Origin of the sequence: Pseudoalteromonas rubra (assembly GCF_005887095.1) — a bacterium.
GTDB classification, from domain to species: domain Bacteria; phylum Pseudomonadota; class Gammaproteobacteria; order Enterobacterales; family Alteromonadaceae; genus Pseudoalteromonas; species Pseudoalteromonas rubra_E.
The window spans coordinates 127,481-151,095 of record NZ_PNCI01000035.1; the positions used below are offsets into that span (position 1 = coordinate 127,481).

The following is a 23,615-nucleotide window of genomic DNA, read 5'->3' on the forward strand; positions in this document are numbered from 1 at the left end:
TTTTTTAATGGTTAGCTTTCTACGGCTTCATCAAATTGTGCGCGGGCCGCTTTAGTAAGGCGCACCAGTTCTTTGCGCACTGCCGTTGCGTCTTCACAGCGCTTATCAAATGGCACGTAGTATGACTTGTCACTGGCTCTGAAATAGCAGCCTTCATTGAGTAGCGTGGTCATAGTCACCTCTGCGGCATCAACATTATGCACTAGCTTGAGGATCAACTGATTGGCATCCTGGTGATCGTCATTCATATGTGCCACCATGTGCGCTTCACTGGCCAGGTCCCAATTTGCACCGGGCTGTGCCCATTCTTCTGCTTCCAGCCAGAAAATCTGTCCAAAACCAGCAATATAGCGTACCCGCTTAATTTCCATACGCCATAGTTTGAAGTCATGGGCTTGCCGATAGCTCACTGCTTCTGGAAAGTGGCGCTCGTAGCGTAATAACAGGTCGCTTGCTTCTTGTTCTGGCACCGGGGTGGCGTCGCCGACGATGGTGACGCGGGCATGCTCGTTCTGATCTCCGCTTTGTGCAGCATCAAATATGGTTGCGCACACTCTGCTGTCTTCCGTCAGATTTCGAGAATGCTGCGCAATGCCAGCAATGTAAAAAATCAGCCGACCCTGATCGTCACTCATAAATGGCGTGACTGAGCCAAACGGGTAGCCTGCCAGATTTTTAGACAGTGTGGACATCACACAGACAGTCGAATGTCTGAGTAGCTGGCGCGCTTCAAAAACAGCTTGTTCACGCATGGGGAGCTCCTGTTAGCGGTTCTGAGAATATCATAGGTATATTATATCCGGGATGCAGATTAATCTGCATGCCTGTTTGGTAAATGGGTTGCAATACATCGCGCCTGAGGACATCCTGCGGCGGGCCATCGCTGCGGATCTGGCCCTGATCCAGCAAGAGGATCCGGTCGGCATAAAGCGACGCGAGATTTAAATCATGCAATACGGCGACAACCGTATTACCCTGACGGGCAAAGCGTTGCGCGGCACTGAGCACACGATGCTGGTGGTGCAAATCAAGTGCTGAGGTAGGTTCATCCAGCAACATCAGCTTGTTTTGGGTGTCGGGGTCATGGGCGTTAAGCTGAGCAAGACAACGGGCAAACTGAGCGCGCTGAAATTCCCCCCCCGACAACTGGGTAACTTCCCGCCTTGCGAGTTTTTCAAGTGCCAGTAGTGTGATGAGTTTATCAACCACTACCGCCTGTTCTGCGCTGCTTTCCTGGTATGGGTAGCGACCCATAGCGATTAACTCGGCGGTATTGAAAGCAAAATTGACCCGGTTGTGCTGTAAAAGCACAGCCCGTTGAGTTGCCAGAGTCAGCGGATCGAGTGTATCTAATGCATGTCCGTGCCACAGGATCTGGCCACTGTAGGGGATATCATCACAAATCGCGCTCAGCAGGGTCGACTTTCCGGCGCCATTCTCACCCAGCAGGACAATAAACTGACCTGCTTCTAGCGTGAGTGACACTTTGTTCAGTACCTGCTTGCCTGCCCGGAAGACAGTCAGGTTGTGACATTCAAGCATGTGCGCCTCGCTTTTGTTGTATCAGTAAATAAACGAAAAAGGGACTGCCAAATAATGCGGTGATCACGCCAATAGGTAGCTCTGATGGCGCGACCACGAGGCGCGCCAGCCAATCTGCGCTTAGAAGTACCACACAACCAAGTAGCATGCTCAAAGGCAGCATGCGCCGAAGGTCGGGCCCCACCAACAACCTTGCCAGATGAGGGACCAGCAGGCCGACAAAGCCAATCATACCCGACATGGCAACGGCGCCACCTACGCCCAGCGCTATCAAAAATATGACTTCATTTTTCAGTCGCCTGACATTAACACCCAAATGTCTGGCATCGCGCTCTCCGAGCATCAAAGCGTTGATCTGTTTACGACGCATAACCAGCATCACGACACAAATGAGAATGAGGGGCGCGCCATATTGCATAGCTGACCAGCTGGCGCCGGCCAGTGCGCCCATCTGCCAGTAGGTCATCAGGCGCAAAGAAGTATCATCGGCGAAAAAGCTGAACAGTCCGATCAGCGCCATGGCCACGGCATTGATCGCCACTCCGGCAAGCAGCAATATAGTGATCTGGATCTGACCATTGTGGCTGGCAATACGATACAGCAAGGAAGTGATGGCCAGCGCGCCTAAAAAGGCAGCTGGCGCTACCATAGCTTCGTTAATAAAGGCCACTTTCGGGGAAAGTGCTATCACCGCAATGGCTGCGACGGCCGCACCACCGGTGACCCCCATCAGGCTGGGATCGGCCAATGGGTTGCGACACAGTGCCTGACTGGCAGCGCCACTGCAGGCAAGCACACACCCAACCAACAGGGCCAGTAACAGTCTTGGCAGACGGATCTGAGTGACCACGGTTATATGCAGTTCGGTAATATCTTGTGTTAGCTGATCTGGGAGCAGGGCTACCAGAGGCATACGCGAGTCCCAGCCTACCGGGCCGCTACTTAGAGACAACCAGGCCAGTGCAAGCAGTACAGTACTGCTTAACCATAACCAGATTGTGTGATGACGTGCTGTTAAAATGGAGTGTGTCGGTGTCATAGTGCGGACTGTTCCCGGTACGCGGCAAGCTGAGCTATAGCTTCAGGTAATCGGGTTGTCATCCCCATCGACATTAAAGAATCCATCACCAATAGTCTGCATTGCTGAGCAGCAGGTAGCAAAGCGAGGGCACTTTGCTGGCAAAACTGCTCCGGGCCACCGAGGCTGTACACGACATGACTTGGGGCAACCAGAAAGTCGGGTGAGCTGACTAGCATAGCTTCGCGATTGAAGGGCTTATAGCCGGGCTCTGTTGCCAGATTGCGCACACCTGTGTAGCCGAAGAGCAGATCAGGCACGGTTTCAGGGCCAGCTACGGTGACACCTCGATCGCCGGCAGACAGAATAAACAGCGCGCTGAGGGATGACGGTGGTGCTTTAAGTGGTAAGGCTTGCTTCAATCTGTTTATAAGCCGCTGTGCCTGACTTGGCTGGCTCAGATCCCTGCCAAGCTGAGCGATGAGGGTAAATAGCTCATTGATATTAGTCGGCTTATCATACAGGTTAAGTTGTACCCCGGTGCTGCGCAGCTGAGTTAAGACTTCGGGCCTGCCGCTGCCTTCTAATGCCAGGATCAGTTCAGGCTGTTGCGATAGCACACCTTCAGCGGCCAGATCTCGATAGTAGCCCACCTTGGGCAATTTAGTTGCAGCCGCAGGAGAAGTGCTGGAGGTATCTACTGCCACGACTTTTTCTCCTGCCCCCATAGCAAATACTATGTCAGTTATAGAACCTCCCGCGACAACTATCCGCTGTGCGGCGACCCCCTGGAGACTGAGCATTGATATCAACATCAGAAATATAAGTTTACGCATGATTTATCTCGTTTAACACAATGGTTTTTAGTTCCCCTGTACCTTTCGTCACAATTTTTTAATTCATCTGCCACGCAGAAATAGAGGGGGATTGCCTTGTCAGATGCCGATTCTACTGAATAAAACCACTTAAATCTACATAAATATAAAAATGAAAACCATTATCATTTGCAAATACGTTTAAGGGACATTATAGTGCACAGCAAAATAGTTCTGTTTAATTCCTGAATGAGGTTTCAAATGACTCTTAAGCACAGCAGTATTGCGCTTGGCGTAGTGACGGCACTCCTTGGTACGACCGATTTAAAGGCCGATGAATTCGAAAAGTCGGCAGAGGTCCTTGTGGTCAGTGGTTCGCGGGTTGAACAAAAGTTGTCGGATGTGACTGGGAGCGTCAGTGTTGTGACTGAGCAAGCGCTGGAGGAGGAAGTCAGTATCGACCTGGCTTCGGCGTTTCGCTATCAAACGGGTATTACCGCACAGGGCAGTGCAGGAAATGCGCAGGCCATCACAGTGCGCGGAATTGGTGGTAACCGGGTGGTCTATATCAAAGATGGTAAACGTTTAAACGATGCCTATGAAGGTGGACAGGGCCTGTTAATTGGCCGTGGCTATTTGGATATTGAAGGCATCAGGCAAATTGAAATAGCCAAAGGTGCCGCTTCTTCACTCTATGGCTCTGATGCGCTCGGCGGTATCGTCGTGATATCCACAAAATCACCTTCTGATTACCTGGCGGATGCCCCCAGCTATGCACATCTCAGTGCTGGTTATCATGGTGCCAGTGACGAGCAAAGTCTCAGTGGCGTGTTTGCAAAGCGTCTTGGCGAACATGCTGCGTCGATCCAGTTAACTCGCCGAGAGGGGAGCCAGACACAGAATTTCGACGAAACTTTACCAGAATATGACTATACCTCCACAGCTGCAGTGCTTAAAGGTGAGCTGACTCTGGATGCGCAGTCCAGCCTGGTAGCCAGTTTGGATTATTATACCCAAAAAACAGATCAGGTGCTGGTCGCTCAGAGTCACGAGACTGATGAAGTGAACGATAGCTTGTCTGTATCTGTTCTATATAAAAGCAGTGCAGTAACCGCGCTATACGATAGCCTGGAAGCACAGGTATACTTCAGTGATTACGAGCAGCAAAGCAATCAGATCCGCACGGGGGCTGACCGCTCAGGATCCTACGTAGACAACAATGATTATCGCTTTGAGCAGCAAATTGTCGGTACTCGTTTGGTACTCGACAAGCAGTTAAATGTCGGAGATGTCGCACACCAACTCGTGTATGGGGTTGATTTCGACATGTATGACACCGAGCGGCCACGTTATAAATCACGACGTGACCTGCAGGGCAGTTTGGTCAAAGACAATGAGGCACAAAAAGCGTTCCCCGGGGCGGATACAACGCTGATCGGACTATTTGTCCAGGATAATGTAACGCTGCTGCCCAATATTTTGACTGTGAATGCGGGTTTGCGACTGGACAGCTATCAGATGGACCCGAAGCGGGATGCACTGTATACCAGTGATGCAATTGAGAAAATTGATGAAACAGCGCTGTCACCTAAACTGGGTGTGGTGTACAGAATTTCGGATGGCCTGAGCCTGGTTGGTCAGTATGCGCGTGGTTTTAAGATCCCGCCCCACGATCAGGCTTATCAGAGCCACGGTGTTGAGCCTTTCTACCAGATCATCCCCAATTCAGATCTTGATCCGGAATACAGTGACAGCATTGAGCTCGGCTTAAAAGGCAGTTTTGATAGTAGTCAGTTCTCCCTTGCCGTATTCCATTCGACCTTTGATGACTTTATTGCTAATCAACTGGTTCGCACTGAACCGACCTTCATACCCAATGTCAGTAAACAGGTCTATCAATATCACAACCTTGAGGAAGTCAAGATCAAAGGGGTTGAAGCCAATATGACCCTGTGGTTCAACGATCAGATTGCCTTAGATAGTGGCCTGACCTACCTGCATGGTAAGAATTCACAGACCGATGACTACATAGAGTCGCTGAGCCCGCTCAATGGCTTTATCAAAGCGCGCTATGAGTCTGAGCATTGGTCGGTCACAACGGCTTTACGCGCAGCCAGTAGAATGGACAAAGTGCCTGCTGAGACAGCGATAGAAACCGCGGGGTGGGCCACGGTCGATGTATTCGCGGATTATCAGTGGCAAGACTGGCAACTCAATATGGGTATCTTCAACCTGCTGGATAAGGAATACGTCAACTATGAACGGGTTGCGGGCAACGCTGCCGATATCAGCTTATCTCAGTATACGATGCCCGGGCGCTACCTGGCAGCCAAGGTAAAGTTCACCTTTTAGTGAGTATTGTTTAGGCTTCGGTATTCATATAGAAGGGGGTCTGTTTTGAGGCCCTTCTATATATAAACTTGGTGGTCAGAGGGATCTGACCCAAATCAGCTATGGCACTCACTCAATTCAGGTGTCACCACCGGCAATTACCCTGCGTCTTCATCATTTGGTAATAAAATGGATTTCCCACTTGCAATGCGTGAAAAAAGACGTACAATTCCCCAGCTTCCCAAAGTGGGAAGCAAATCTTATTAATGAAAACAGTCAATCTATGTAGAGGACGGTATGGTAACTATTCGTTTGCAACGTGGCGGCGCTAAAAAGCGTCCATTCTATCAAATCGTGGTTGCGGATAGCCGTTTCTCGCGTGACGGTCGTTTCATCGAGAAAGTAGGTTTCTTTAACCCAATCGCTGCTGGTCAAGAAGAAAAGCTTCGTCTGGACCTTGCCCGTGTTGATCACTGGGTAGGTCAAGGCGCTGGTCTTTCTGATCGCGTAGCTAAACTGGTTAAAGACGCTCGTAAAGCGGCTTAATAGGCGTAAGTGTAACCATGAGTCAAGAAAAAACCTCGACAATCGTTGTTGGTAAACTTGGTGCTCCTTATGGCATCAAAGGTTGGCTTAAGGTGCATTCATTTACTGATGATCCCCAAGGGATCTTCGATTTCAGCCCATGGTTGATAGGTCAACAAGGTAAATGGCAAACCTTTGAAGTGAGCGACTGGCGTCGTCACAGCAAAGGCTTTATCGCTAAGTTTGCGAACATCAACGACAGAGACGAAGCAATGGCACTGACCAACGCGGAAATCTCGGTAGATGTAGAGCAGCTCCCTGAATTACCAGAAGGGGAGTTTTATTGGCGAGATCTCATCGGTATGACAGTCGTTACGACAAAAGGGTATAACCTGGGTCATGTTGATGACTTGATGGAGACAGGATCAAATGACGTTTTGGTTGTGAAAGCAAACAAAAAAGATGCATTTGGCCAGTCTGAACGTTTAATCCCCTTCCTGACAGACTCTGTTGTGATTGAGGTTAAACACGAAGAACGAGAAATTACTGTAGACTGGGATCCGGCGTTTTAATGAGTGAACAGCAAAAACTATGGGTTGGGGTGATCTCACTCTTTCCTGAAATGTTTGACGCGGTAACTCAGCAAGGTGTGACCGGTCGGGCCGTGAAAAACGGTTTGATCGACTTTCACTGCTGGAATCCGAGAGACTATGCACTGGATAAGCACAGAACCGTTGATGATCGTCCTTATGGCGGTGGTCCGGGCATGCTGATGATGGTCGAGCCTCTTAAACAAGCCATCCTTGATGCCAAACAGGCAGCAGGTGAAGGCGCTAAAGTAATTTACATGTCTCCACAAGGGCGGAAGTTAGATCAACAAGGTGCAGCCGAACTGGCTCAATCCGAAAAGTTGATTTTAGTCGCTGGTCGCTACGAAGGTATAGACGAGCGGATCATCGAGTCGTATGTCGACGAAGAGTGGTCCATCGGGGATTTTATTTTAAGTGGGGGTGAACTGCCCGCCATGACATTGATCGACGCAGTCGCGCGATTGGTGCCTGGTGTGTTAGGACACAACCAGTCTGCAGAGCAAGATTCGTTCTCAGACGGCTTGTTAGATTGTCCACACTATACTCGGCCAGAAACGTTGGATGGAAAACAGGTGCCTGCTGTATTACTCAGCGGAAACCACCAAGCGATAGCCGAGTGGCGCTTAAAGCAGTCACTGGGAAGAACTTGGTTACGCCGTCCAGACTTGTTGCGTAACCTAGCTCTGACTGAGGAGCAAGCACGTTTGCTTGCTGAATTTCAGCAAGAACATGAAGCTTGTGGCTAGAAGACAGTTACTCCTAGGAATGTGAGAAATAAAATGGCAAAAGTAAACCAAAATATTATTAAAGAGCTTGAAGCTGAACAGCTTAAGCAAGACGTACCTGCTTTCGGCGCTGGTGACACAGTAGTTGTTCAGGTTCGCGTTAAAGAAGGCGAGAAAGAGCGTCTACAGGCCTTTGAAGGTGTTGTAATCGCTAAGCGTAATCGTGGTCTTCACTCTGCATTCACAGTTCGTAAAATCTCGAACGGTGAAGGTGTAGAGCGTGTATTCCAAACGCACAGCCCTCTTGTTAGCAGCATTGCAGTGAAGCGTCGTGGTGCAGTTCGCCGCGCGAAACTTTACTATCTGCGTGAGCGTTCTGGTAAGTCTGCACGTATTAAAGAAAAACTTAACTAATACGTCGTATTTACCAATGCTTAAAAACGGGCCACTCTTTGAGTGGCCCGTTTTGGTTTTAGGCCACAATTACCTGACTTCTTCAATTGCCTACCTAGATGTCTACGGCTTTTAATATTGATCCGCTTTAATTCAATGATGAACCTGCTTTTGTGTGAACTATGATGAGATTTAATCGCGGTAAAAGAGCTTGCTAATCTAAGCGAGTTGGCATTAGACTGGTGTACCTTTTGGTTTACTAAAGTAAATGATAGTTTACAGTATGGGAATGAGTCAAACATCTGAACTAACTTTGCTCCGGGAGAAAATTGACGCCTGCGACAGTGCGTTGGTTGACCTGCTGGCACAACGTCGAGATCTCACTGAGCAGGTTGGAAAAATCAAGCAAGTCACCGGGGCACCGCTGCACGTACCGCAAAGGGAGGCGGACCTGATTGAGGCAAGGCGAGCGCAAGCAGATCGAAAGGGAGTCAACCCGGACCTCGTTGAAGATATATTACGCCGAATGATGCGCGAAGCCTATGAGAATCAGCAAAGTGAGCTGGCTTGCGCGGCTCCTCAGTTGTCACCCGTGGTGATTGTTGGTGGCGCAGGCGCCATGGGCCAATTGTTTACCCGCCAGTTGGAGCGCTCAGGGTATGAAGTGCGTATTTTGGATAAAGCACAGCAAGCAGATCAGGCCGCGATCCTCTCGGATGCAAAATTGGTGCTGTTGAGTGTGCCCATTAATGCGCTGGAGCAAGTGATCAGTGAGTTACCACCCCTTCCTGACGATTGCGTACTGGCAGATATTACCTCCGTTAAACAAGCGCCCCTGCAAGCGATGATGAAAAAGCATCCCGGACCTGTGGTGGGGTTGCACCCAATGTTTGGGCCAGATATTTCGCATTGGGTAAAGCAGACTGTGGTGGTGTGTGACGGGCGCAACAGTGAGGCGTATCAGGGGTTGCTTGAGCAGCTCAAGATCTGGGGGTGTCATTTGGCCAATATGGCTGCTAAAAAGCACGACCAGGCTATGCAGATCATTCAGGTTATGCGCCACCTCACGACATTTGTTTATGGCCAGTTTCTGGCCCGTCAGTGCCACACGCTGGAAGAGCTAAAAGGGTGTTCATCACCGATTTATCAGCTTGAGCTAATGATGGTTGGTCGTCTGTTTGCGCAGTCTGGTGAGCTTTACACTGATATTATGCTGGCACAGTTTGAAGAAGTGGAAGGGTTGCTGGCAAGCTACCAGGATACCTTTGAACAGACGCTGGGTCGTTTGCAGTCGGGCGACAAAGCGGCACTGATGGCCGCCTTTGATGAAGCAAAGAATTACTTCTCGGACAGTGCACAAACCTTTTTACGTCAAAGCCGGGGTCTGCTCAATAAGGCCAACGACGCTAAGGTCATTTCCTAGTTTATACTGAAGCTGAGCGAGGTTATCCTCGCTCCCTGTGCTTACACGACTTCTACTGCCTGCAGAGATTCACTTTGGTAGCAGCCCAGGATACGCACATACTGGGTATGCTCCTTCAGGGATTCGAGGGCGCTTTGTACTTGTTTATCCGCGACATTAGCCTGCAGGTCAACATAAAACACTTCTTCCCAGGGGTTACCTGGCACCGGGCGCGATTCCAGTTTGGTCATATTAATATTGTGCTCTTTGAACACCATCAGGGCGTCGGCAAGAGATCCGACCTTTTGCTTCGTTGCCATGATCAGGCTGGTTTTGGTTGGGATCTGGGTCGACACTTGCAGTGGCTGGCGCGCAACGACAATAAAGCGACTGTGATTTTCTGCTTGATTAGCCAGACCATTTTTAAGTACTTCCAGGCCGAACCCTTTGCCAGCTTGTGCGGAGCCAATTGCGGCACTGTTTGGCGTGTCTGCGGCCAGTTTCAGTGCGCTGGACGTAGAGTCGCAAGTTTCTTGTATCAGGTCGCCCAGTCCTTCCAGGAAGCGGCTGCACTGTGCGAAGGGTTGGTGATGGGCGAAAATTTTATTGATGTCTTTGAGAGTGGTGCCTTCTTGTGCCAGCAAACAGTGTTCAACACTGTGTGTTACCTCACCAATAATTGAAACCTGGGCATGCTGAAGTAAATCAAAGACTTCATTGATACTTCCTGAGCTGGTATTTTCAATCGGCAGTATACCGTAGTCAGCCTGGCCTTTTTCAACAGACTGGGTAATGTCCGAGAACGTCTGACATCCCAGCTCAACCAGTGTACCGGGGCGACGGCTGAAATACTTGTGACAGGCAAGCTGACTATAAGAGCCTTGTCCACCCAGATAAGCAACTTTATGAGTATCACTCAGAGACTCCGGGTTCAGGCTCTTCTGAAGGAGTGCTTGCTGATTCAATACAGAGTCTTCCAGGATCACCTGAAAAACATTGTTGATATAAAATGGGTCCAGCCCCAGCGATTTGCCGTAACTGATGAGTTTTTCCAGCAGTGCCAGCTCGCGGGCTTCATCCCTGATAGGTTTGTTGTTGGTGATCTTGTATTCCAGTACGCTGTGGCTCAGTCTGCGACGTTTTGCCAGCAGGATCAATAGCTCAGAATCAATTTCGTTGATGTCCTTACGCAGCGCATCCAAAGTATCTTGTGTCATAGGTCCTCACTCCCATTTTGCCAAAAAAAAACCTCCCGGTGTGGGAGGCTTAGCTATCTGATTTTTACACGCAAACAGTTAAGCCTCTTCACCTAAAGAAGCTAAAAAAGAAAAAGTAGTTGCGTGTCGTTAATGTCATAAATCTGTCTAAAATGTGGTTCTTAATCTAATTACCCCTATTATTAGCACAGATCATTTTAACTATACAAGCCTGAATTAAGACATATCTGGCAAAGTGTTTGGCGAGGTTCTCCGTGATCTGGTATATTCTGCCCATATACTCTTGAAAAACGACAACTCGCTAAAAGGTTTATCGTGGGCTATCGACGACCTGTGTCTCGCTTTGGTTTTAACTCACTCAGTGTCAAACTCCCGGTGTTAACGGCAGCCGTTTGTTTGATTGCCGGCGTCATCGCCGCCGCTTTGATGTTGAAAACCGAAGAAAAGCAACTTGTGTATGAAGAATTTCATGAGTTAAAGCAAAAAAGTGAGCAAACGCTAACACATTTTTCCGAATTCTTAACGCTGAAGAAAAAATTGGCCCAGCAAGCCAATATGGTTGTCGGCAGAACACTCTTTTCGGGTCAGCATGAACAGCACGAATCAAATCCTCAGGTTCAAGTAAATCGAACTGACGATCGGATTAACAGTATTGCAGCTAACGGTATTTCGGCGGCTTACCTGCCAGCGAAAAATTTGAACGCACAAAGTCAGGCATTGCTCAGCGAATCTGAGTATGTCTGGAATTCACTATCTCCTTTACTCCTGCAGGACTTTTTTAACTTTTACCTCTATACCACCGACGACTTTGTTCGGATATCGCCGCCAAACTCTTTGTTGGTTGATGGTAAAGGAGGCAATCATTTTAGCATCCATGCTTTACCACTGTTGAGAGAAGAGCTGAACCCGACTCGTCAGGCACTTTGGTCTGGGATCCACTTCGATGAAGTCTGGAGCAAGTGGGTGGTCAGCGTGCTCGTTCCTCTGTATGTGGATGACATATATCAGGGCTATACTGGCAGCGATTTGGAGCTAGATGTGCTGCTAAGACGCCTTCCTGAGGCATCTGACACCCTCAGTTATATTGTGTTTGATAAGCAGGGAAGAGTTTTATCCGCACCTAATATGGGGATTGTTGCGCATAATAATGAACTAGCTGATAAATCGTCATTACCGCCAGCGTTTCAGGAGATGATAGACAGCACGCTACGGGTCAACTTACCTAGCCTGCAAAGCGAGTTTGGCTATAAACAGGAATCTTATCTCGCCAATGTGGTCCATCTGACGGAGCTGGACTGGTATGTTGGCTATTACAAAAAACGTGATACTGTCCTGTTTGCACTCAATAATCTTAAATGGAAATTCTCTGGTCTGTTTATTCTGTACGGGCTTTTTGTTTCCTTACTGCTCCATCAGGTTATCTATCACCTGATTTTAAAACGTATCAATCAATCAGTGAATGCGCTGGTTTCGTTTGGGAAAGGCCAACTTGATCACCCAGAATTGCCGGATGCCAGCGATGAGTTAGGCGTGCTGAACGCGTCTATTAATGATATGAGCGGCGAAACCCGCAAGCTTATCCAGGGACTGAATACTCGGGTATCAGAGCGAGAGTCTGCCCAGAAACAAGCGAATCGCCTGGGTAAAGCCGTGGAGTTTTCTGGTACTGGAGTACTGATCACCAATGACAGGTTTAAGATAGAGTACGTTAATCCCAAAATGCTAGAGATGACCGGCTTTAATGAAGCGCATTTTATCGGCGCGCCCTTGCTTGGAATAGTCTCTAACGAAATGGCGATTATCGTTGACGACATCGATTTTGACCTGCGTAGCCGCAATTATTGGCGCGGGGACACGCTGTTACAAGGTGTCTCTGATGCGCAGATCTGGGTGAGCCTGAGCATATCTCCTATCCGCGAGGAAAGCGGCAGAATATCCAGCTATGTGGCATCGGCGCAAGATATCTCGTTTGTTAAAGAAAGCCAGCGCAAGATGGAAGAGCTGGCCTATTTTGACACCCTGACTGGGCTGGCAAACCGTACTTTTTTCCGTATGCAATTACGCAAGTCGATGGCACTGGCTGAGCGCGGGCACTATGCTTTTGCATTGTTTTATTTCGACCTCGATGAGTTTAAGCGTATCAATGATACTTTGGGTCACGATGCCGGGGACCGATTGTTGGTTGAGGTGGCCGATCGCTTGAAACAGCGGCTGCGTGCTGAAGATACGATAGCACGCCTTGGCGGTGATGAGTTTGCTGTGCTCCTCAGTGGCATAGAAAGTCGAGAAAATGCCATGGATGTGGCCCACACCATTCAACGGACACTGGCTAAGCCAATCCGACTTGGCAACAATGAGGTTATTGTTAGTGCCAGTATTGGTATCACACTGGCCCCTTTCGACAGTAAAGAAGAAGAGCAGCTACTTAAACATGCTGACCTTGCCATGTACGAAGCAAAAGCAAAGGGAAGAAATACTTTCCACTTTTATTCTCAGGAGTTAGACGCGGCAGCCAACGAACGTTTATATATTGAGAATGAGCTCCGCCAGGCAATCAAAGAGGGCCAGTTCAGTTTACGTTATCAGCCCCAGATCGACAGCATTACTGAGCAAGTGGTGGGATATGAGGCACTGGTTCGCTGGTATCACCCTGAAAAAGGGTTTATTGCGCCAACCAAATTTATTCCTATCGCAGAAGCGACCGGCATGATCGTTGAACTAGGTGCCTGGGTATTGCGAGAAGCCTGTCAATTCTCTGCAAGATTACGCCGCAGTGGCCGTACTGCGGATATTTCTATCAACCTGTCGGCACGGCAATTCAAAGATGCAGAGCTGATAGAGTATATCTCAACCACGTTGAAAGAAACCGGCCTGTCTCCCGATATGCTACATCTTGAGCTCACAGAAAGTATGTTGATGGGGGATGTTGAGGCGGCAATAGAGCAGCTGCTGGAAATGAAAAAGTTAGGTGTGTCTTTGTCTATTGATGACTTTGGCACGGGTTATTCTTCGCTTAGCTACCTGAAGCGTTTTCCAGTCGATGTGCTAAAAGTGGACCGCTCATTTGTCAAAGATATTCCACAAGACTCGAATGACATGGAAATCACGGCCGCCATCATAGCGATGGCACAGAAGTTAAGTATGAAAGTGATTGCTGAAGGCGTGGAAACGCAGGAGCAGGTGGCGTTTTTACAAAGAAATAACTGCTTTATCGTGCAGGGGTACTATTACAGTGCGCCTTTAACTGAACACGAAATTCTGATGCAAAGCCAACACCCCGGTATAGGGCAGGGCAATCAGGCACATTAAGCCAGTTTGGCGAGCTAGAAGGTGTCAGGCTCGCCCCCATGCTGAAATCAGCCTCCAGCGATTTTAACTTTGAAACCTTGTGCTTCGAGCAGGGTTTTGAGTTTATTTCTGTCATCTCCCTGAATTTCTATTACATTATCTTTGAGTGCGCCGCCCTGGCCCATTTTACTTTTTAAGGTTTTCGCCAGTTTTTTCATATCGTGCTCTGCCGGGTCAATGCCAACAACCAACATGACGCCCTTACCCTTGCGACCTTTGGTTTGGCGCTCGATACGTACCGCGCCATCTTTAAACAATTTTGCTTGCGGTTCTGGCTTGGATTCAGTGTGCTTTATGCGGCCAGACTCGGTTGAGTACACTAAACGACTCTCTGACATTTTGACTCTCCTGTTTGAGGCTGAATGTCGTCATGGTAACAAAAAGCGTTTTGAAGAGAGATAATTTTTTGGCTAATTTCACTTATCGGTTTATATTTAAAACAGCATCATGGATACCAAAATTCAACCAAAGTAGGAGCTTGCGATGAGCCTGAGCAAAAATGCTTCAGCGGACGGAAAAACTTTAACGATACAAATCAAAGGAAAGTTTGATTTTAACTTGGTCCAATCTTTTCGTCAGGCCTATGCAGAAGTAGGCAATCAAACTGAGAAAGTCGTCGTTGATTTGCGTGACACAGACTATATGGATAGTTCAGCGTTAGGTATGTTGCTCAATATGAAGAAAACCTTAGGTGATTCGGTATCGAGCATACAGATCAGCAATTGCAGACCTCAGCTGAAAAAGATTTTACAGATTTCACGATTCGATAAAAAATTTGATATTGATTGAACCACTAGGGATTAGTGCATGCTAATTTTGGTTGTAGACGATCAGCCACTCAACTGTCGATTACTGCAAACTATGCTCGAACACCAGCATTACGAGGTGTTAGTTGCTAATGACGGGCAGGAAGCTTTGGACTTGTTGCAAGACCATGATGTTGATATCGTTTTGTTGGACGTCATGATGCCCGTGATGGATGGTTTTGAAACTGCACCCAAAATCAAAGAACATGCAGGCGATGTCTACTTACCCGTCATCTTTATTACCGCTTTAGAAGATCAAGCCAGCTTTGAAAAGTGCCTCCATGTTGGGGGCGATGACTTCATTCATAAACCCTTTGACCGGATCATATTATCCGCCAAGATCCGGGCGCACGCTCGAACAAGAAAGTTGAGTAAAGAGGCTTATGAACAAAAAAAACAGCTTGAGTATCATTACAACCAGATTGAACGTGAGCACGAGATTGTAGAACATATATTTCGTAATGCGTTGTCGGGTCAGGAGGATTTTGCTGACCTGTGTGATTACCATCTGTCACCCGCGTCCATGTTTAACGGCGACATGTTCTTAATGGCCAAAAGCCCCATAGGCGGCTTTTATTGCCTGCTTGGGGACTTTACGGGACATGGTTTGGCGGCTGCGGTGGGCGCATTACCCGCATCAAAAATATTTTACACTATGGTGCAAAAAGGCATGGCGGTGAATGACATTGCAGCCGAACTTAACAGCTCACTGAACACCTTATTGCCCGGGCATATGTTCTGTGCAGCAGCCATCGTTGAAATTAGCAGTTCAGGCAGAAACGTGTCTGCCTGGCTTGGCGGGTTTCCGGATATTTATCTGATAGACAGTGACGGGCAGATGCTCAAGACCATAGAGTCTCAGCACATGTCACTGGGGATCCTGGACGAGGACGAGTTTGAGCGTAACACCTTGCACTTTGAAGTTGATGTGGGTACCCGCATTGTCATGGCAACGGATGGCATCATTGAAAGCGAGGCGCCAGATGGGACGTTATTTGGTGAGCAACGGCTGATCGATGTATTGAGCTGCAAGGTGGATATTTCAACCAAGGATATTATCCAGCAGGTAAGAGAGTACAGTGGTCATAAAGAGCAACAAGATGATTTAAGCATTGCTATTATAAACTGTCTGCCTGACCGCTCAACAGAAGCATTACCACCAGAATACTCCACTTTGCCCTTTAATATCAGCATTTCACTCAATGCAGAGCAAATGCGATACACTGACCCTGTACTGGAGTTGGTTGACATCCTGTCTAAAGTGGAAGGGCTTCATGCCCACAGATCGAATGTTTTTTTACTGTTGTCGGAAGCCTATAACAATTCGCTTGACCATGGTGTGCTGGGGCTAGAATCTGATTTAAAGAATCAGGATGATGGTTTTATAGAGTATTATCACCAAAGGGCGCATGCACTGGAAAACCTAAAAGATGCCTTGATCATTATTAATGTGCGTTTTAGCCCGGAAGAGTATTGTCTAATTTTTAATATCTGTGACTCTGGCAATGGATTTGATCAAAATACGACCGCACAGCACCAGTCTCAACAGGAACATGGCAGGGGCGTTGAACTCCTGTCTGAAATTGCGCAAAGTGTGACATATAATCAAGTCGGTAACGAGGTTGAACTGGTTTACTCACTTCGTTAAAAACATACTCGTCTGCGATGTGCCTTTCTTAAAATAAAATATTCCGACAACACACTGGCATAGCACAGCCTTCCGTGTTAAATTCAATGGATATTTAGATGTTTGGATGGCCAAATGATTTCTGCTTATCTATCTCATAGTAATTTATCCATTAGTGAAAGCACTGTCGCGGGTCAGCTTGCGGAGCTGGACGCGTATATTGAAAACCAAAACAGTGATGCAATATGGTCGTATCAGATCCCTGAACTGGGTGAGGGAGGCAGTTGTAGTCTCTTTGGCCATTTACAGGAAGCGCCCTTTTTACTTGCGCAATATATCAGCCAAAATAACGAAAGTGAGCACAATTTATCCCGGTTACAGGCTATTGCTGAGTACGTTAAAACTACGACTGGAGTCGACTGGTTTGGCATTTATCAAGCCAGGGAGGCCGATGGTTTACAGCAGCTACTGAAGCTGGCTTACTATGGTGCACCAAGTCGACCTTTGTTTCCGATTACAGACGCTTTTGCAGCAACGTCAAATAATATTCAAACCTTCTTGTCTGAAAAAGCGAGAGTGATCAATAACATTCCAGATTATGTCGCCAATGGAGGAGAGTATTATACCTGTGATCCAAAAGTGCAGGCTGAGGTGTGTTTGCCTTTATTAGACGCGCAAGGTCGGTGCCTTGGGATCATAGATGCTGAAGCTTTTGAGCAAGAGTGCTTTGATGAATACAAGCTGGCAGTTTTAGTTGCCGCTTGTCTTCGGGCGATTGAGTATCTACCACGTTAAGCAGGCTCGTCTTCATTACAACTTATGTTAATATGAGCCCAGAGTTAACCCCGTGACAAACGAGCCAGAAAACCTCGTTTACGTTAATTAGGAAAAGAGAGAACCATGTTTTCAGAACTAAAACCACTTCCGACGGATCCAATCCTGGGCCTGATGGCCGCCTATAAAAAAGATACTAACCCAAATAAGATTGACCTAGGGGTTGGGGTGTACAAAGATGAGCAGGGTCATACCCCGGTTCTGAAGGCGGTAAAAAAGGCTGAGGCGTTTCGTCTGGAAAATGAAACAACTAAATCTTACATTGGTTTAGCGGGTAACCTGGATTACTGCGACAAAATGGAAAAGTTGCTACTGGGTAATGATCACCCTGCATTGCTGGCAAATCGTGTCAGAACAGCACAGGCGCCGGGCGGCACAGGTGCTTTGCGCGTTGCGGCTGAATTTATCAAGCGTTGTAATACCAATGCTACGGTATGGGTGACAACTCCTACCTGGGCAAACCATATTAGCTTGTTTGAGGCAGCCGGCCTACAAGTTAAAGAGTATCCATATTATGACTATGAGAACAAAGGGCTATTGTTCGATGAAATGATAGACGCACTGAAGCAAGTACCGAAAGGTGATGTAGTACTGCTTCACGCATGTTGTCATAACCCAAGTGGTATGGATTTAAATGCAGAGCAATGGAAAACAGTTGCAGAGCTGGCCAAAGAAGTGGGCTTCACACCACTGATTGATATCGCCTACCAAGGTTTTGGTAGCGGCCTGGAAGAAGATGCACAGGGACTCCGTCTGTTGGCTGCAACCGTTGATGAGCTGTTGATCTGTTCTTCCTGTTCTAAGAACTTTGGATTGTACCGTGAGCGTATTGGAGCCTGTTCGTTTATCGCTAAAGATGCTGCGGTTGCGGATGTGTCTAACTCAGTGTTACTGAGTGTTGTACGTAGTATTTACTCTATGCCACCGGCACATGGTGCAGACATTGTGAATACCATCCTGGGCAGTGAGGAGTTGACTCAGGAATGGCACCAGGAACTGGCTGAAATGCGTGATCGAATTAACGGTCTGCGCAGCTTGATCAAAGACAACCTGAATGCAAAAGGCACAGCGCAGGATTTCTCTTTCATTGAGCGCCAAAATGGTATGTTCTCATTCCTTGGTATAGATAAAGCACAAATTGACAGACTACGCGAAGAGTATTCAATTTACATTGTCGGTTCGAGCCGCGTAAACGTTGCTGGTGTGAGCAAAGACAACATCGATTACTTTGCAGATGCCGTGGCGACCGTGCTTAAATAAATTCAACTGAATTTAAAAAGCCAGTATTCCGTAAGGGTACTGGCTTTTTTTGTGACCTAATTAAATCATTTGGTATCAGGCTTGTTTGATTGCCGTGACCTTATCGTCGTCGCCTTTTTTATTGGCTGGCTTTTCTTCGTTGTCTTTCTTTGACGGCACCTTAGTGCCTTTTAGAATAGCCATAAAGTCGTCTTTTTGTTTGGCAATTTCAAGTGCCAGCGATTCAACTTGCTGCTCACTAAGCGGAACGTCCACTTTCTCTAACATGCCTTCAAGCGCTTCTGCAACATCCAGCATTTTATCATAAGCATCAGCCTCTTTTTTGCTGGTAAATGTCATACGCTCTACTCCATTTCTTTCTACCACATACTTTACGATAACCGCCATGATCACTCTCCACGAACACTGTTTTTATATACAGTAACTTGTCTCGTTAATAATTACAACTGATAAAGCACTATTATGCATGAGTATTGCCCATCTGTACCTAGGCATTCTTCAATTACATGCTTTAGCTGTCGGTATCAATACCAGAGCTCGAAGAACGTGGGCTGATCAACTTTTATAGCCATATTACGACCAGGCCGCTGGCAAAAGGTTCGCGTTTGTCCAATAACTGAGTTTCTATTTTTGGTTCTGTATGAAAAAAAAGCAACTGAAAAATGCAGACATAATTTTGACATAATTACTGAAATTTACTTTATTTTAACTGTGCATATACATTGATGTGCATGCACAAAGAAATGGAATCTGAATTTGAGGGATCTAATTATGAATATCAAAACACTTTTAGCTACATTGGCATTGTCCGCTGCACTTCCCGTTATTGCTCAACCAGAGCAAGCACCTGCACAGACGCAGCAAGTTGCTGATGCTGTGGTGAATGTCAACCGTGCCACCGTTGAGGAGTTGATACGCTTACCAGGCATTGGCCAGAAAAAGGCTGAAGCCATTGTTCGCTCACGTGAAGAAGCGGGTGATTTTCAGGATATGGACGCGCTTTTACGGGTTAACGGGATCGGTGTAAACATGCTCGCGAAGTTAAAAGGAAAGGTTGCATTTTAGCACGGGATCAATATTGTTTGTTCATCTCCAGGAGCGGCTCAGGCTGCTCTTTTTTAATGTCGATATTATTTTGTGTCATCTGATAATTACCCAGCGCTTTGGCTATCTGCTGTTCGATTTGCTTCCTGAAATAAGCTCTTTCCGCGTTTGGTAAGTAACGCAGGTGCAGCGCTAAAAAGTCCTCTTGCTGGTACAAATGACTCAGTGCTTCATTGACGGTTTTAAGGAACTGCCTGGACTCTGGGGTGTCTGAGCATGCAATGTGGCCGAGTACAAACGGCGGGTTGTTGGCGATTTCCAGACTATGCACCTGATTGAGTGTCAACTGGCTGGCATAGCGTTGCATCGTGGTTGGATAGGTAAGAATAAAACTGGCTCTGCCTCTTTCGAACATAGTGACAGTGGCTTTGTAACTGTCTCCGCCTGGGCGCCGGATCAATTGTGCTTTGTCTATATAGCCCAGTTGCACATCAAGATAATCTCCATAAGAGCGTTGAGCTTCTGTCAGTAAAGTGGTTCTCGGGTGGGCTTTTAATAACGCATTGAGGTCGGTCAGCTGCCCCTGAGCATTGAGAAAAGGGGATAATTCAATGTTTAAAGGCAAAAAATATAGCCGATGACTGGGATATAGGTGTATCGGTAAGCTGAACAGATACTGTTTTGCTCTGCGTTGTGTTTTGATCCGGTTTAGTGCACAAAAAGGCAAGGTACTTTGCAGTAACTGATCAATACGAGTGCCCGGTGCCAGCAACAGAGACGGACGAATAAATCCCGGTGAATTTTGCGCAATGTAATCGAAAACCAGGTTATTGGAGTCGGTTGATATATCCAGCGGCTGATCAGAAAACACCATCTTGATATCTAATGGATCATCACTGAGCAACTGAAGTTGAGCCGCTGCTGTAGAGCACAGGCTGATGTTTAGGAGCATCACTGTGATAAACAGAAGGGGGTTAGTATTTGTCATCATATTCGGTCTTTAAAACTGGTATCTCAGGGACAGACCCCACTCTCTGGGCGGGGCCAGGTAATGCTCTGCGACACCAAATACTTCAGTGAAGTCATTCCCGCCAATGAGTATGCGCTTATCCATAAGGTTGCGAACAAACAGGGCAACCTCCATCTGCTCAGTGACTGCATGGCTGATACGTGCATTGACTAAAGCAAAGCTACCCTGTGCACCAAGCTCTGTGTTAAAGACATCGTTATAGGTTTTACTACGAAATGCCCAGTCCAGACCAATTTTAATCGGAGCACTAAGACTGGCATTCGACCACTGGTAACGCATTCCCACTGCCGCAGTCCAGCGAGGCGAACGCATGAGTTTACTGTCAGTGGTAACTTGTGTGGCGGTGCCGACAGAGTCAAATTGTGCATCGGTGTAAGACAGATTACCTGAAAAATGCCAGTCGCGAGCAGGGAGTGCCTCGAAACTGGCTTCAATGCCCTGAATACTGGTTTCGCCCACGTTGTCGATGAAGATCTCAAGCCCAGCGTCGGTAGACTGACCACCTCGCAGCTGCATGGCTTTATGTTGCATATCAAATGCGGCCAGGCTGAGCTGCAAAGTGTCATCAAACAGTGTGGCTTTATATCCCAGTTCATACGCTGTGAGGTATTCTGGGTCAAAGGGCTGAGCTGAGGTAGGCGAGTTCGGAATGCCGTTAAAGCCACCAGATTTAAATCCCCGGGAGGCACTCAGATAAACGAATTGTCTGTCATCGAAATGATATTCTACTCCGCCTTGTGGCGAAAATACCCGCCAGCTGCGAGTGATGGGACCGCCATTTTTTTGTCCCTGGGTTTGGTATGTTCTGTCGATTAAGATTACACCGGCATTATCGGCGTCACTTTGGACCTGTTGCATTTTGTCTTCAAATGTCAGTCTGCCACCAAGGTGGAAAGCCCAGTGTTGTGTTAAGGCGTATTTAGCATGAGTAAAAATCGCTGTGCTTTGGATCTCGACCTGGTTGTCGAAGCCACTGTCAATATCCAGTCCAATGTTAAGTGGATTGCCCCGCCCACCTATGCTGGTGGGGTTACTGAGTGGTGAGCCATCCAGCGGGCCCGGTACACTTTCCAGCGCCTGATAAAGACCTCCGATGAATATCAGATCAGTCAGGTGTTTAATGGATTCATCAAAATGGAACAAGCCCACTAACCATTGCATCCGGTCGTCTAAGGTACTGCCGCTGATATGCAACTCCTGACTAAATTGAAACTGACGCTGAAAATCCTGAGTATCGCCTATTACTGCGGGATTGTTATCGAAGTCTCGACCATATGTCGCATAGAACTCTCGATAGGCTGTCAGAGATTTAAGCTGCCAGTTTTGCGGTGTTTGCCACTCGACAGAAAGCTGTGCGCCTGATTGATCCAGGGTATTAAAGTTTGTGCCTAAAGAGGCGCTTTGGTGTGCACCGTCAAATATCTGCAACGCTGGGTAGGGCTCAGTGATACCACTTTGGGTAACCAAATCATTGTATAGCACCAGCAAGTCGGCCTGATCGTTTTTGGCAGCGAGTATCGAAGGCGCTGACCCTGAATTGATCCGACGTTGATCCAAAGACAACTGGGCGGTTAACTTAGGGCTGATTTGGTAGCGAAACTTGGCGGTGGCTGCCCACTCGTCTTGCCCTCCTTCAAATTCGCCATTGGCACGTTTGACAAAACCATCCCGGTTGAGGTGGGTAAAGGTGAAGCGACTGGTCAGCGACTCGTTCAATGCGACGTTGGCACGCAAACGCACATCCCGGCGCTGAAACGCGCCAAAAGTGACCTCTCCATCAGCAAATGTGTCAGGAGCGGGGTCGTGGGTGTAAATTGTGATGGCACCACCTATGGTGTTTTTGCCGAAAATTGCGCCCTGTGGTCCTCTTAATACTTCTATCTGACGGACATCATACAGATCAAATATCCCGCCAGGTGAACGAGCGTAATAGACACCATCGAGATAGAGGCCGACACTGGGGTCGACCGTGGGTAAAGGGTCCACCTGGCCGATCCCCCGGATTGTAATGTTCGCGCAGTGTGTGCAGCCGGAGTTTTCGCCCACAGTGGTGACATCTATATTAGGAATAAAATAAGCGGCCTCAAGCAGGGTATTAAGATTGCGCTCACGCAAAAATTGCTCCGACATCACAGAAATCGAAACCGGAATGGTCAGTGCGTTTTCTTTAACTTTACGTGCCTCAACGGTCACTTCCATTAGCTCGTCAATAGACAGCGCGAATACATCATTGTCACTGTCTGATGCCGTGTGAGCACCCGGGGCGGCGCTAATCAGTGCACAGAAGCTTACGATATAAGGGAGTCTGTTTTTCATTGAGTACCCAAACGATGGCGTTTATTCCAACTCCCTGGAGGAACAAGCAGCTCTGGTGACCCAAACGTGTGGGTCATTGCACTTGATTATAGCAGTAATAAACCGGCTCGTTTGATTGTTTGCTGACTTCAAGGTCCAAGGGGGTCAGTAAATCGCAATAATGTGAAAGGGATATGTCAGCAGCATCATCTTGTAACATTTGTCTGTTTTTTGAGCTTGCAGCAAACGAAAGCTTTGTGATTTTATGGTGTTGAAACAATAACCAAGAAGGAAGCGAAGTAATGAAACTACAATTAAAAACCAACAAACTAAAACGCCTTAGTGAACAACACCAACAACTGGCGCTGGCCAACACCCCGCAGGTGGGCGGCGGCTATACAACTAAACCCTGGACGGTCTGGTGTGAAGAGTTAAGCAAAGGGCCGGATTGCCGCGCTTAATCTGTATGACTGACGAGTAGAGAAGTGGTGCTGTGCACCACTTTTTTTATGCCTGACCTTTGTTAAACTCTGCAATTGCCTGACGCAGATAGGGCTTGGCAAACTGGATCTCCAGCGGCACGGTCAGTAGTGGATAAGCCAGCCCACACAGGAGTAAAACGGGTAACAATAACCAGCCGTGTATAAACGCGAGCGCCATAAACAGCGGAGTGAGCAACATCAGCTTGGCAATGTTGAGCAGGACCTTTTGCGAAGAGGGTAACTGCGCCAGTGCCAACGCCTTAATACGTTGCTTGTCGCGCAGTGCAAAGCCATCTAATTCGGTTAGTTTACTCAGTCTGAAAACCATTTA

Annotated in this window: 23 protein-coding genes; 13 read left to right on the top strand and 10 right to left on the bottom strand. The window is 47.6% G+C overall.

What is annotated here, in order from left to right:
• Nucleotides 1–11: 11 nt before the first annotated feature.
• Genes CWB99_RS15075 through CWB99_RS15090 form a run of 4 tightly spaced genes read right to left on the bottom strand, consistent with a single transcriptional unit; the run spans nucleotide 12 to nucleotide 3,396 of the window.
• Entirely contained in the window at nucleotides 12–752 is a 741-nt protein-coding gene (locus CWB99_RS15075; RefSeq protein WP_138549728.1) for a HugZ family protein, read from the bottom strand.
• On the bottom strand, nucleotides 745–1,542 hold the full coding sequence (locus tag CWB99_RS15080) for a heme ABC transporter ATP-binding protein (protein ID WP_138549729.1): 798 nt from the start codon (nucleotides 1,540–1,542) through the stop codon (nucleotides 745–747). The genes CWB99_RS15075 and CWB99_RS15080 overlap by 8 nt, the downstream gene beginning before the upstream one ends.
• The gene (locus CWB99_RS15085; RefSeq protein WP_138549730.1) at nucleotides 1,535–2,581 is read right to left on the bottom strand and encodes a FecCD family ABC transporter permease; all 1,047 of its coding nucleotides are present in this window, start codon (nucleotides 2,579–2,581) and stop codon (nucleotides 1,535–1,537) included. Before CWB99_RS15085 ends, CWB99_RS15080 begins: the two co-directional genes overlap by 8 nt.
• On the bottom strand, nucleotides 2,578–3,396 hold the full coding sequence (locus CWB99_RS15090) for a heme/hemin ABC transporter substrate-binding protein (protein ID WP_138549731.1): 819 nt from the start codon (nucleotides 3,394–3,396) through the stop codon (nucleotides 2,578–2,580). The genes CWB99_RS15085 and CWB99_RS15090 overlap by 4 nt, the downstream gene beginning before the upstream one ends.
• A 240-nt stretch (nucleotides 3,397–3,636) precedes the next feature.
• On the opposite strand from CWB99_RS15090, the gene CWB99_RS15095 reads away from it, so the two are divergent.
• The 6 genes from CWB99_RS15095 to tyrA all read left to right on the top strand — a co-directional run bounded on the left by CWB99_RS15095 (nucleotide 3,637) and on the right by tyrA (nucleotide 9,362).
• The gene (locus tag CWB99_RS15095) at nucleotides 3,637–5,727 is read left to right on the top strand and encodes a TonB-dependent hemoglobin/transferrin/lactoferrin family receptor (protein WP_171045359.1); all 2,091 of its coding nucleotides are present in this window, start codon (nucleotides 3,637–3,639) and stop codon (nucleotides 5,725–5,727) included.
• A 276-nt stretch (nucleotides 5,728–6,003) separates the two neighbouring features.
• On the top strand, nucleotides 6,004–6,252 hold the full coding sequence (gene rpsP, locus CWB99_RS15100; RefSeq protein WP_010382415.1) for a 30S ribosomal protein S16: 249 nt from the start codon (nucleotides 6,004–6,006) through the stop codon (nucleotides 6,250–6,252).
• A 17-nt stretch (nucleotides 6,253–6,269) separates the two neighbouring features.
• The gene (gene rimM / locus CWB99_RS15105; protein WP_138549733.1) at nucleotides 6,270–6,803 is read left to right on the top strand and encodes a ribosome maturation factor RimM; all 534 of its coding nucleotides are present in this window, start codon (nucleotides 6,270–6,272) and stop codon (nucleotides 6,801–6,803) included.
• Complete coding sequence (gene trmD / locus CWB99_RS15110; protein ID WP_054014093.1) at nucleotides 6,803–7,567, top strand: tRNA (guanosine(37)-N1)-methyltransferase TrmD; 765 nt, start codon at nucleotides 6,803–6,805, stop codon at nucleotides 7,565–7,567. The genes rimM and trmD overlap by 1 nt, the downstream gene beginning before the upstream one ends.
• Nucleotides 7,568–7,600: 33 nt before the next feature.
• Nucleotides 7,601–7,960 carry a 50S ribosomal protein L19 gene (rplS, locus tag CWB99_RS15115; RefSeq protein ID WP_054014092.1) on the top strand — a complete coding sequence of 120 codons (360 nt, stop codon included), beginning with the start codon at nucleotides 7,601–7,603 and terminating at the stop codon, nucleotides 7,958–7,960.
• A 268-nt stretch (nucleotides 7,961–8,228) separates the two neighbouring features.
• Nucleotides 8,229–9,362, top strand: a complete 1,134-nt coding sequence (tyrA, locus tag CWB99_RS15120) for a bifunctional chorismate mutase/prephenate dehydrogenase (RefSeq protein WP_138549734.1) — start codon at nucleotides 8,229–8,231, stop codon at nucleotides 9,360–9,362.
• A 41-nt stretch (nucleotides 9,363–9,403) separates the two neighbouring features.
• On the opposite strand, the gene CWB99_RS15125 is transcribed toward tyrA, so the two are convergent.
• On the bottom strand, nucleotides 9,404–10,558 hold the full coding sequence (locus tag CWB99_RS15125) for a chorismate mutase (RefSeq protein WP_138549735.1): 1,155 nt from the start codon (nucleotides 10,556–10,558) through the stop codon (nucleotides 9,404–9,406).
• Nucleotides 10,559–10,873: 315 nt separating this feature from the next.
• Between CWB99_RS15125 and CWB99_RS15130 the strand changes: the two genes are divergently transcribed.
• Complete coding sequence (locus tag CWB99_RS15130; RefSeq protein WP_138549736.1) at nucleotides 10,874–13,867, top strand: bifunctional diguanylate cyclase/phosphodiesterase; 2,994 nt, start codon at nucleotides 10,874–10,876, stop codon at nucleotides 13,865–13,867.
• A 47-nt stretch (nucleotides 13,868–13,914) separates the two neighbouring features.
• On the opposite strand, the gene CWB99_RS15135 is transcribed toward CWB99_RS15130, so the two are convergent.
• Nucleotides 13,915–14,244, bottom strand: coding sequence for a stress response translation initiation inhibitor YciH (locus tag CWB99_RS15135; RefSeq protein WP_138549737.1), 330 nt, complete (start codon nucleotides 14,242–14,244; stop codon nucleotides 13,915–13,917).
• 145 nt (nucleotides 14,245–14,389) lie between these two features.
• Here CWB99_RS15135 and CWB99_RS15140 point away from each other — a divergent pair, with 145 nt between their 5' ends.
• The 4 genes from CWB99_RS15140 (at nucleotide 14,390) to CWB99_RS15155 (ending at nucleotide 18,433) form a co-directional block, all read left to right on the top strand.
• A complete protein-coding gene (locus CWB99_RS15140) occupies nucleotides 14,390–14,695 on the top strand; it encodes an STAS domain-containing protein (protein ID WP_054014087.1) in 306 nt (101 codons plus the stop codon).
• 18 nt (nucleotides 14,696–14,713) lie between these two features.
• Nucleotides 14,714–16,360: a fused response regulator/phosphatase gene (locus tag CWB99_RS15145; protein ID WP_138549738.1), complete on the top strand. Its 1,647-nt coding sequence runs from the start codon at nucleotides 14,714–14,716 to the stop codon at nucleotides 16,358–16,360.
• Between the two features lie 114 nt (nucleotides 16,361–16,474).
• Entirely contained in the window at nucleotides 16,475–17,134 is a 660-nt protein-coding gene (locus CWB99_RS15150) for a GAF domain-containing protein (RefSeq protein ID WP_138549739.1), read from the top strand.
• A gap of 105 nt (nucleotides 17,135–17,239) precedes the next feature.
• Nucleotides 17,240–18,433, top strand: coding sequence for an amino acid aminotransferase (locus CWB99_RS15155; RefSeq protein ID WP_054014084.1), 1,194 nt, complete (start codon nucleotides 17,240–17,242; stop codon nucleotides 18,431–18,433).
• Between the two features lie 75 nt (nucleotides 18,434–18,508).
• On the opposite strand, the gene CWB99_RS15160 is transcribed toward CWB99_RS15155, so the two are convergent.
• Nucleotides 18,509–18,820: a YebG family protein gene (locus tag CWB99_RS15160; protein ID WP_138549740.1), complete on the bottom strand. Its 312-nt coding sequence runs from the start codon at nucleotides 18,818–18,820 to the stop codon at nucleotides 18,509–18,511.
• A 384-nt stretch (nucleotides 18,821–19,204) separates the two neighbouring features.
• Here CWB99_RS15160 and CWB99_RS15165 point away from each other — a divergent pair, with 384 nt between their 5' ends.
• Entirely contained in the window at nucleotides 19,205–19,498 is a 294-nt protein-coding gene (locus CWB99_RS15165; protein ID WP_138549741.1) for a ComEA family DNA-binding protein, read from the top strand.
• 7 nt (nucleotides 19,499–19,505) lie between these two features.
• On the opposite strand, the gene CWB99_RS15170 is transcribed toward CWB99_RS15165, so the two are convergent.
• Together CWB99_RS15170 and CWB99_RS15175 are read right to left on the bottom strand one after the other, a co-directional pair.
• Nucleotides 19,506–20,468 carry a hypothetical protein gene (locus tag CWB99_RS15170; RefSeq protein ID WP_138549742.1) on the bottom strand — a complete coding sequence of 321 codons (963 nt, stop codon included), beginning with the start codon at nucleotides 20,466–20,468 and terminating at the stop codon, nucleotides 19,506–19,508.
• Nucleotides 20,469–20,477: 9 nt separating this feature from the next.
• Entirely contained in the window at nucleotides 20,478–22,823 is a 2,346-nt protein-coding gene (locus CWB99_RS15175; protein WP_138549743.1) for a TonB-dependent receptor, read from the bottom strand.
• Between the two features lie 281 nt (nucleotides 22,824–23,104).
• On the opposite strand from CWB99_RS15175, the gene CWB99_RS24090 reads away from it, so the two are divergent.
• On the top strand, nucleotides 23,105–23,263 hold the full coding sequence (locus CWB99_RS24090; protein WP_171045360.1) for a hypothetical protein: 159 nt from the start codon (nucleotides 23,105–23,107) through the stop codon (nucleotides 23,261–23,263).
• Nucleotides 23,264–23,309: 46 nt separating this feature from the next.
• Here the strand turns inward: CWB99_RS24090 and CWB99_RS15180 are convergent, their stop codons facing one another.
• Entirely contained in the window at nucleotides 23,310–23,612 is a 303-nt protein-coding gene (locus tag CWB99_RS15180; protein ID WP_138549744.1) for a hypothetical protein, read from the bottom strand.
• Between the last annotated feature and the right edge of the window lie 3 nt (nucleotides 23,613–23,615).

Bases quoted from the DNA above. Each gene is read 5' to 3' on its own strand.
- CWB99_RS15075 (WP_138549728.1), bottom strand. From the start codon at position 752: ATGCGTGAACAAGCTGTTTTTGAAGCGCGCCAGCTACTCAGACATTCG.
- CWB99_RS15080 (WP_138549729.1), bottom strand. From the start codon at position 1,542: ATGCTTGAATGTCACAACCTGACTGTCTTCCGGGCAGGCAAGCAGGTA.
- CWB99_RS15085 (WP_138549730.1), bottom strand. From the start codon at position 2,581: ATGACACCGACACACTCCATTTTAACAGCACGTCATCACACAATCTGG.
- CWB99_RS15090 (WP_138549731.1), bottom strand. From the start codon at position 3,396: ATGCGTAAACTTATATTTCTGATGTTGATATCAATGCTCAGTCTCCAG.
- CWB99_RS15095 (WP_171045359.1), top strand. From the start codon at position 3,637: ATGACTCTTAAGCACAGCAGTATTGCGCTTGGCGTAGTGACGGCACTC.
- rpsP (WP_010382415.1), top strand. From the start codon at position 6,004: ATGGTAACTATTCGTTTGCAACGTGGCGGCGCTAAAAAGCGTCCATTC.
- rimM (WP_138549733.1), top strand. From the start codon at position 6,270: ATGAGTCAAGAAAAAACCTCGACAATCGTTGTTGGTAAACTTGGTGCT.
- trmD (WP_054014093.1), top strand. From the start codon at position 6,803: ATGAGTGAACAGCAAAAACTATGGGTTGGGGTGATCTCACTCTTTCCT.
- rplS (WP_054014092.1), top strand. From the start codon at position 7,601: ATGGCAAAAGTAAACCAAAATATTATTAAAGAGCTTGAAGCTGAACAG.
- tyrA (WP_138549734.1), top strand. From the start codon at position 8,229: ATGAGTCAAACATCTGAACTAACTTTGCTCCGGGAGAAAATTGACGCC.
- CWB99_RS15125 (WP_138549735.1), bottom strand. From the start codon at position 10,558: ATGACACAAGATACTTTGGATGCGCTGCGTAAGGACATCAACGAAATT.
- CWB99_RS15135 (WP_138549737.1), bottom strand. From the start codon at position 14,244: ATGTCAGAGAGTCGTTTAGTGTACTCAACCGAGTCTGGCCGCATAAAG.
- CWB99_RS15140 (WP_054014087.1), top strand. From the start codon at position 14,390: ATGAGCCTGAGCAAAAATGCTTCAGCGGACGGAAAAACTTTAACGATA.
- CWB99_RS15145 (WP_138549738.1), top strand. From the start codon at position 14,714: ATGCTAATTTTGGTTGTAGACGATCAGCCACTCAACTGTCGATTACTG.
- CWB99_RS15150 (WP_138549739.1), top strand. From the start codon at position 16,475: ATGATTTCTGCTTATCTATCTCATAGTAATTTATCCATTAGTGAAAGC.
- CWB99_RS15155 (WP_054014084.1), top strand. From the start codon at position 17,240: ATGTTTTCAGAACTAAAACCACTTCCGACGGATCCAATCCTGGGCCTG.
- CWB99_RS15160 (WP_138549740.1), bottom strand. From the start codon at position 18,820: ATGGCGGTTATCGTAAAGTATGTGGTAGAAAGAAATGGAGTAGAGCGT.
- CWB99_RS15165 (WP_138549741.1), top strand. From the start codon at position 19,205: ATGAATATCAAAACACTTTTAGCTACATTGGCATTGTCCGCTGCACTT.
- CWB99_RS15170 (WP_138549742.1), bottom strand. From the start codon at position 20,468: ATGATGACAAATACTAACCCCCTTCTGTTTATCACAGTGATGCTCCTA.
- CWB99_RS15175 (WP_138549743.1), bottom strand. From the start codon at position 22,823: ATGAAAAACAGACTCCCTTATATCGTAAGCTTCTGTGCACTGATTAGC.
- CWB99_RS24090 (WP_171045360.1), top strand. From the start codon at position 23,105: ATGAAACTACAATTAAAAACCAACAAACTAAAACGCCTTAGTGAACAA.
- CWB99_RS15180 (WP_138549744.1), bottom strand. From the start codon at position 23,612: ATGGTTTTCAGACTGAGTAAACTAACCGAATTAGATGGCTTTGCACTG.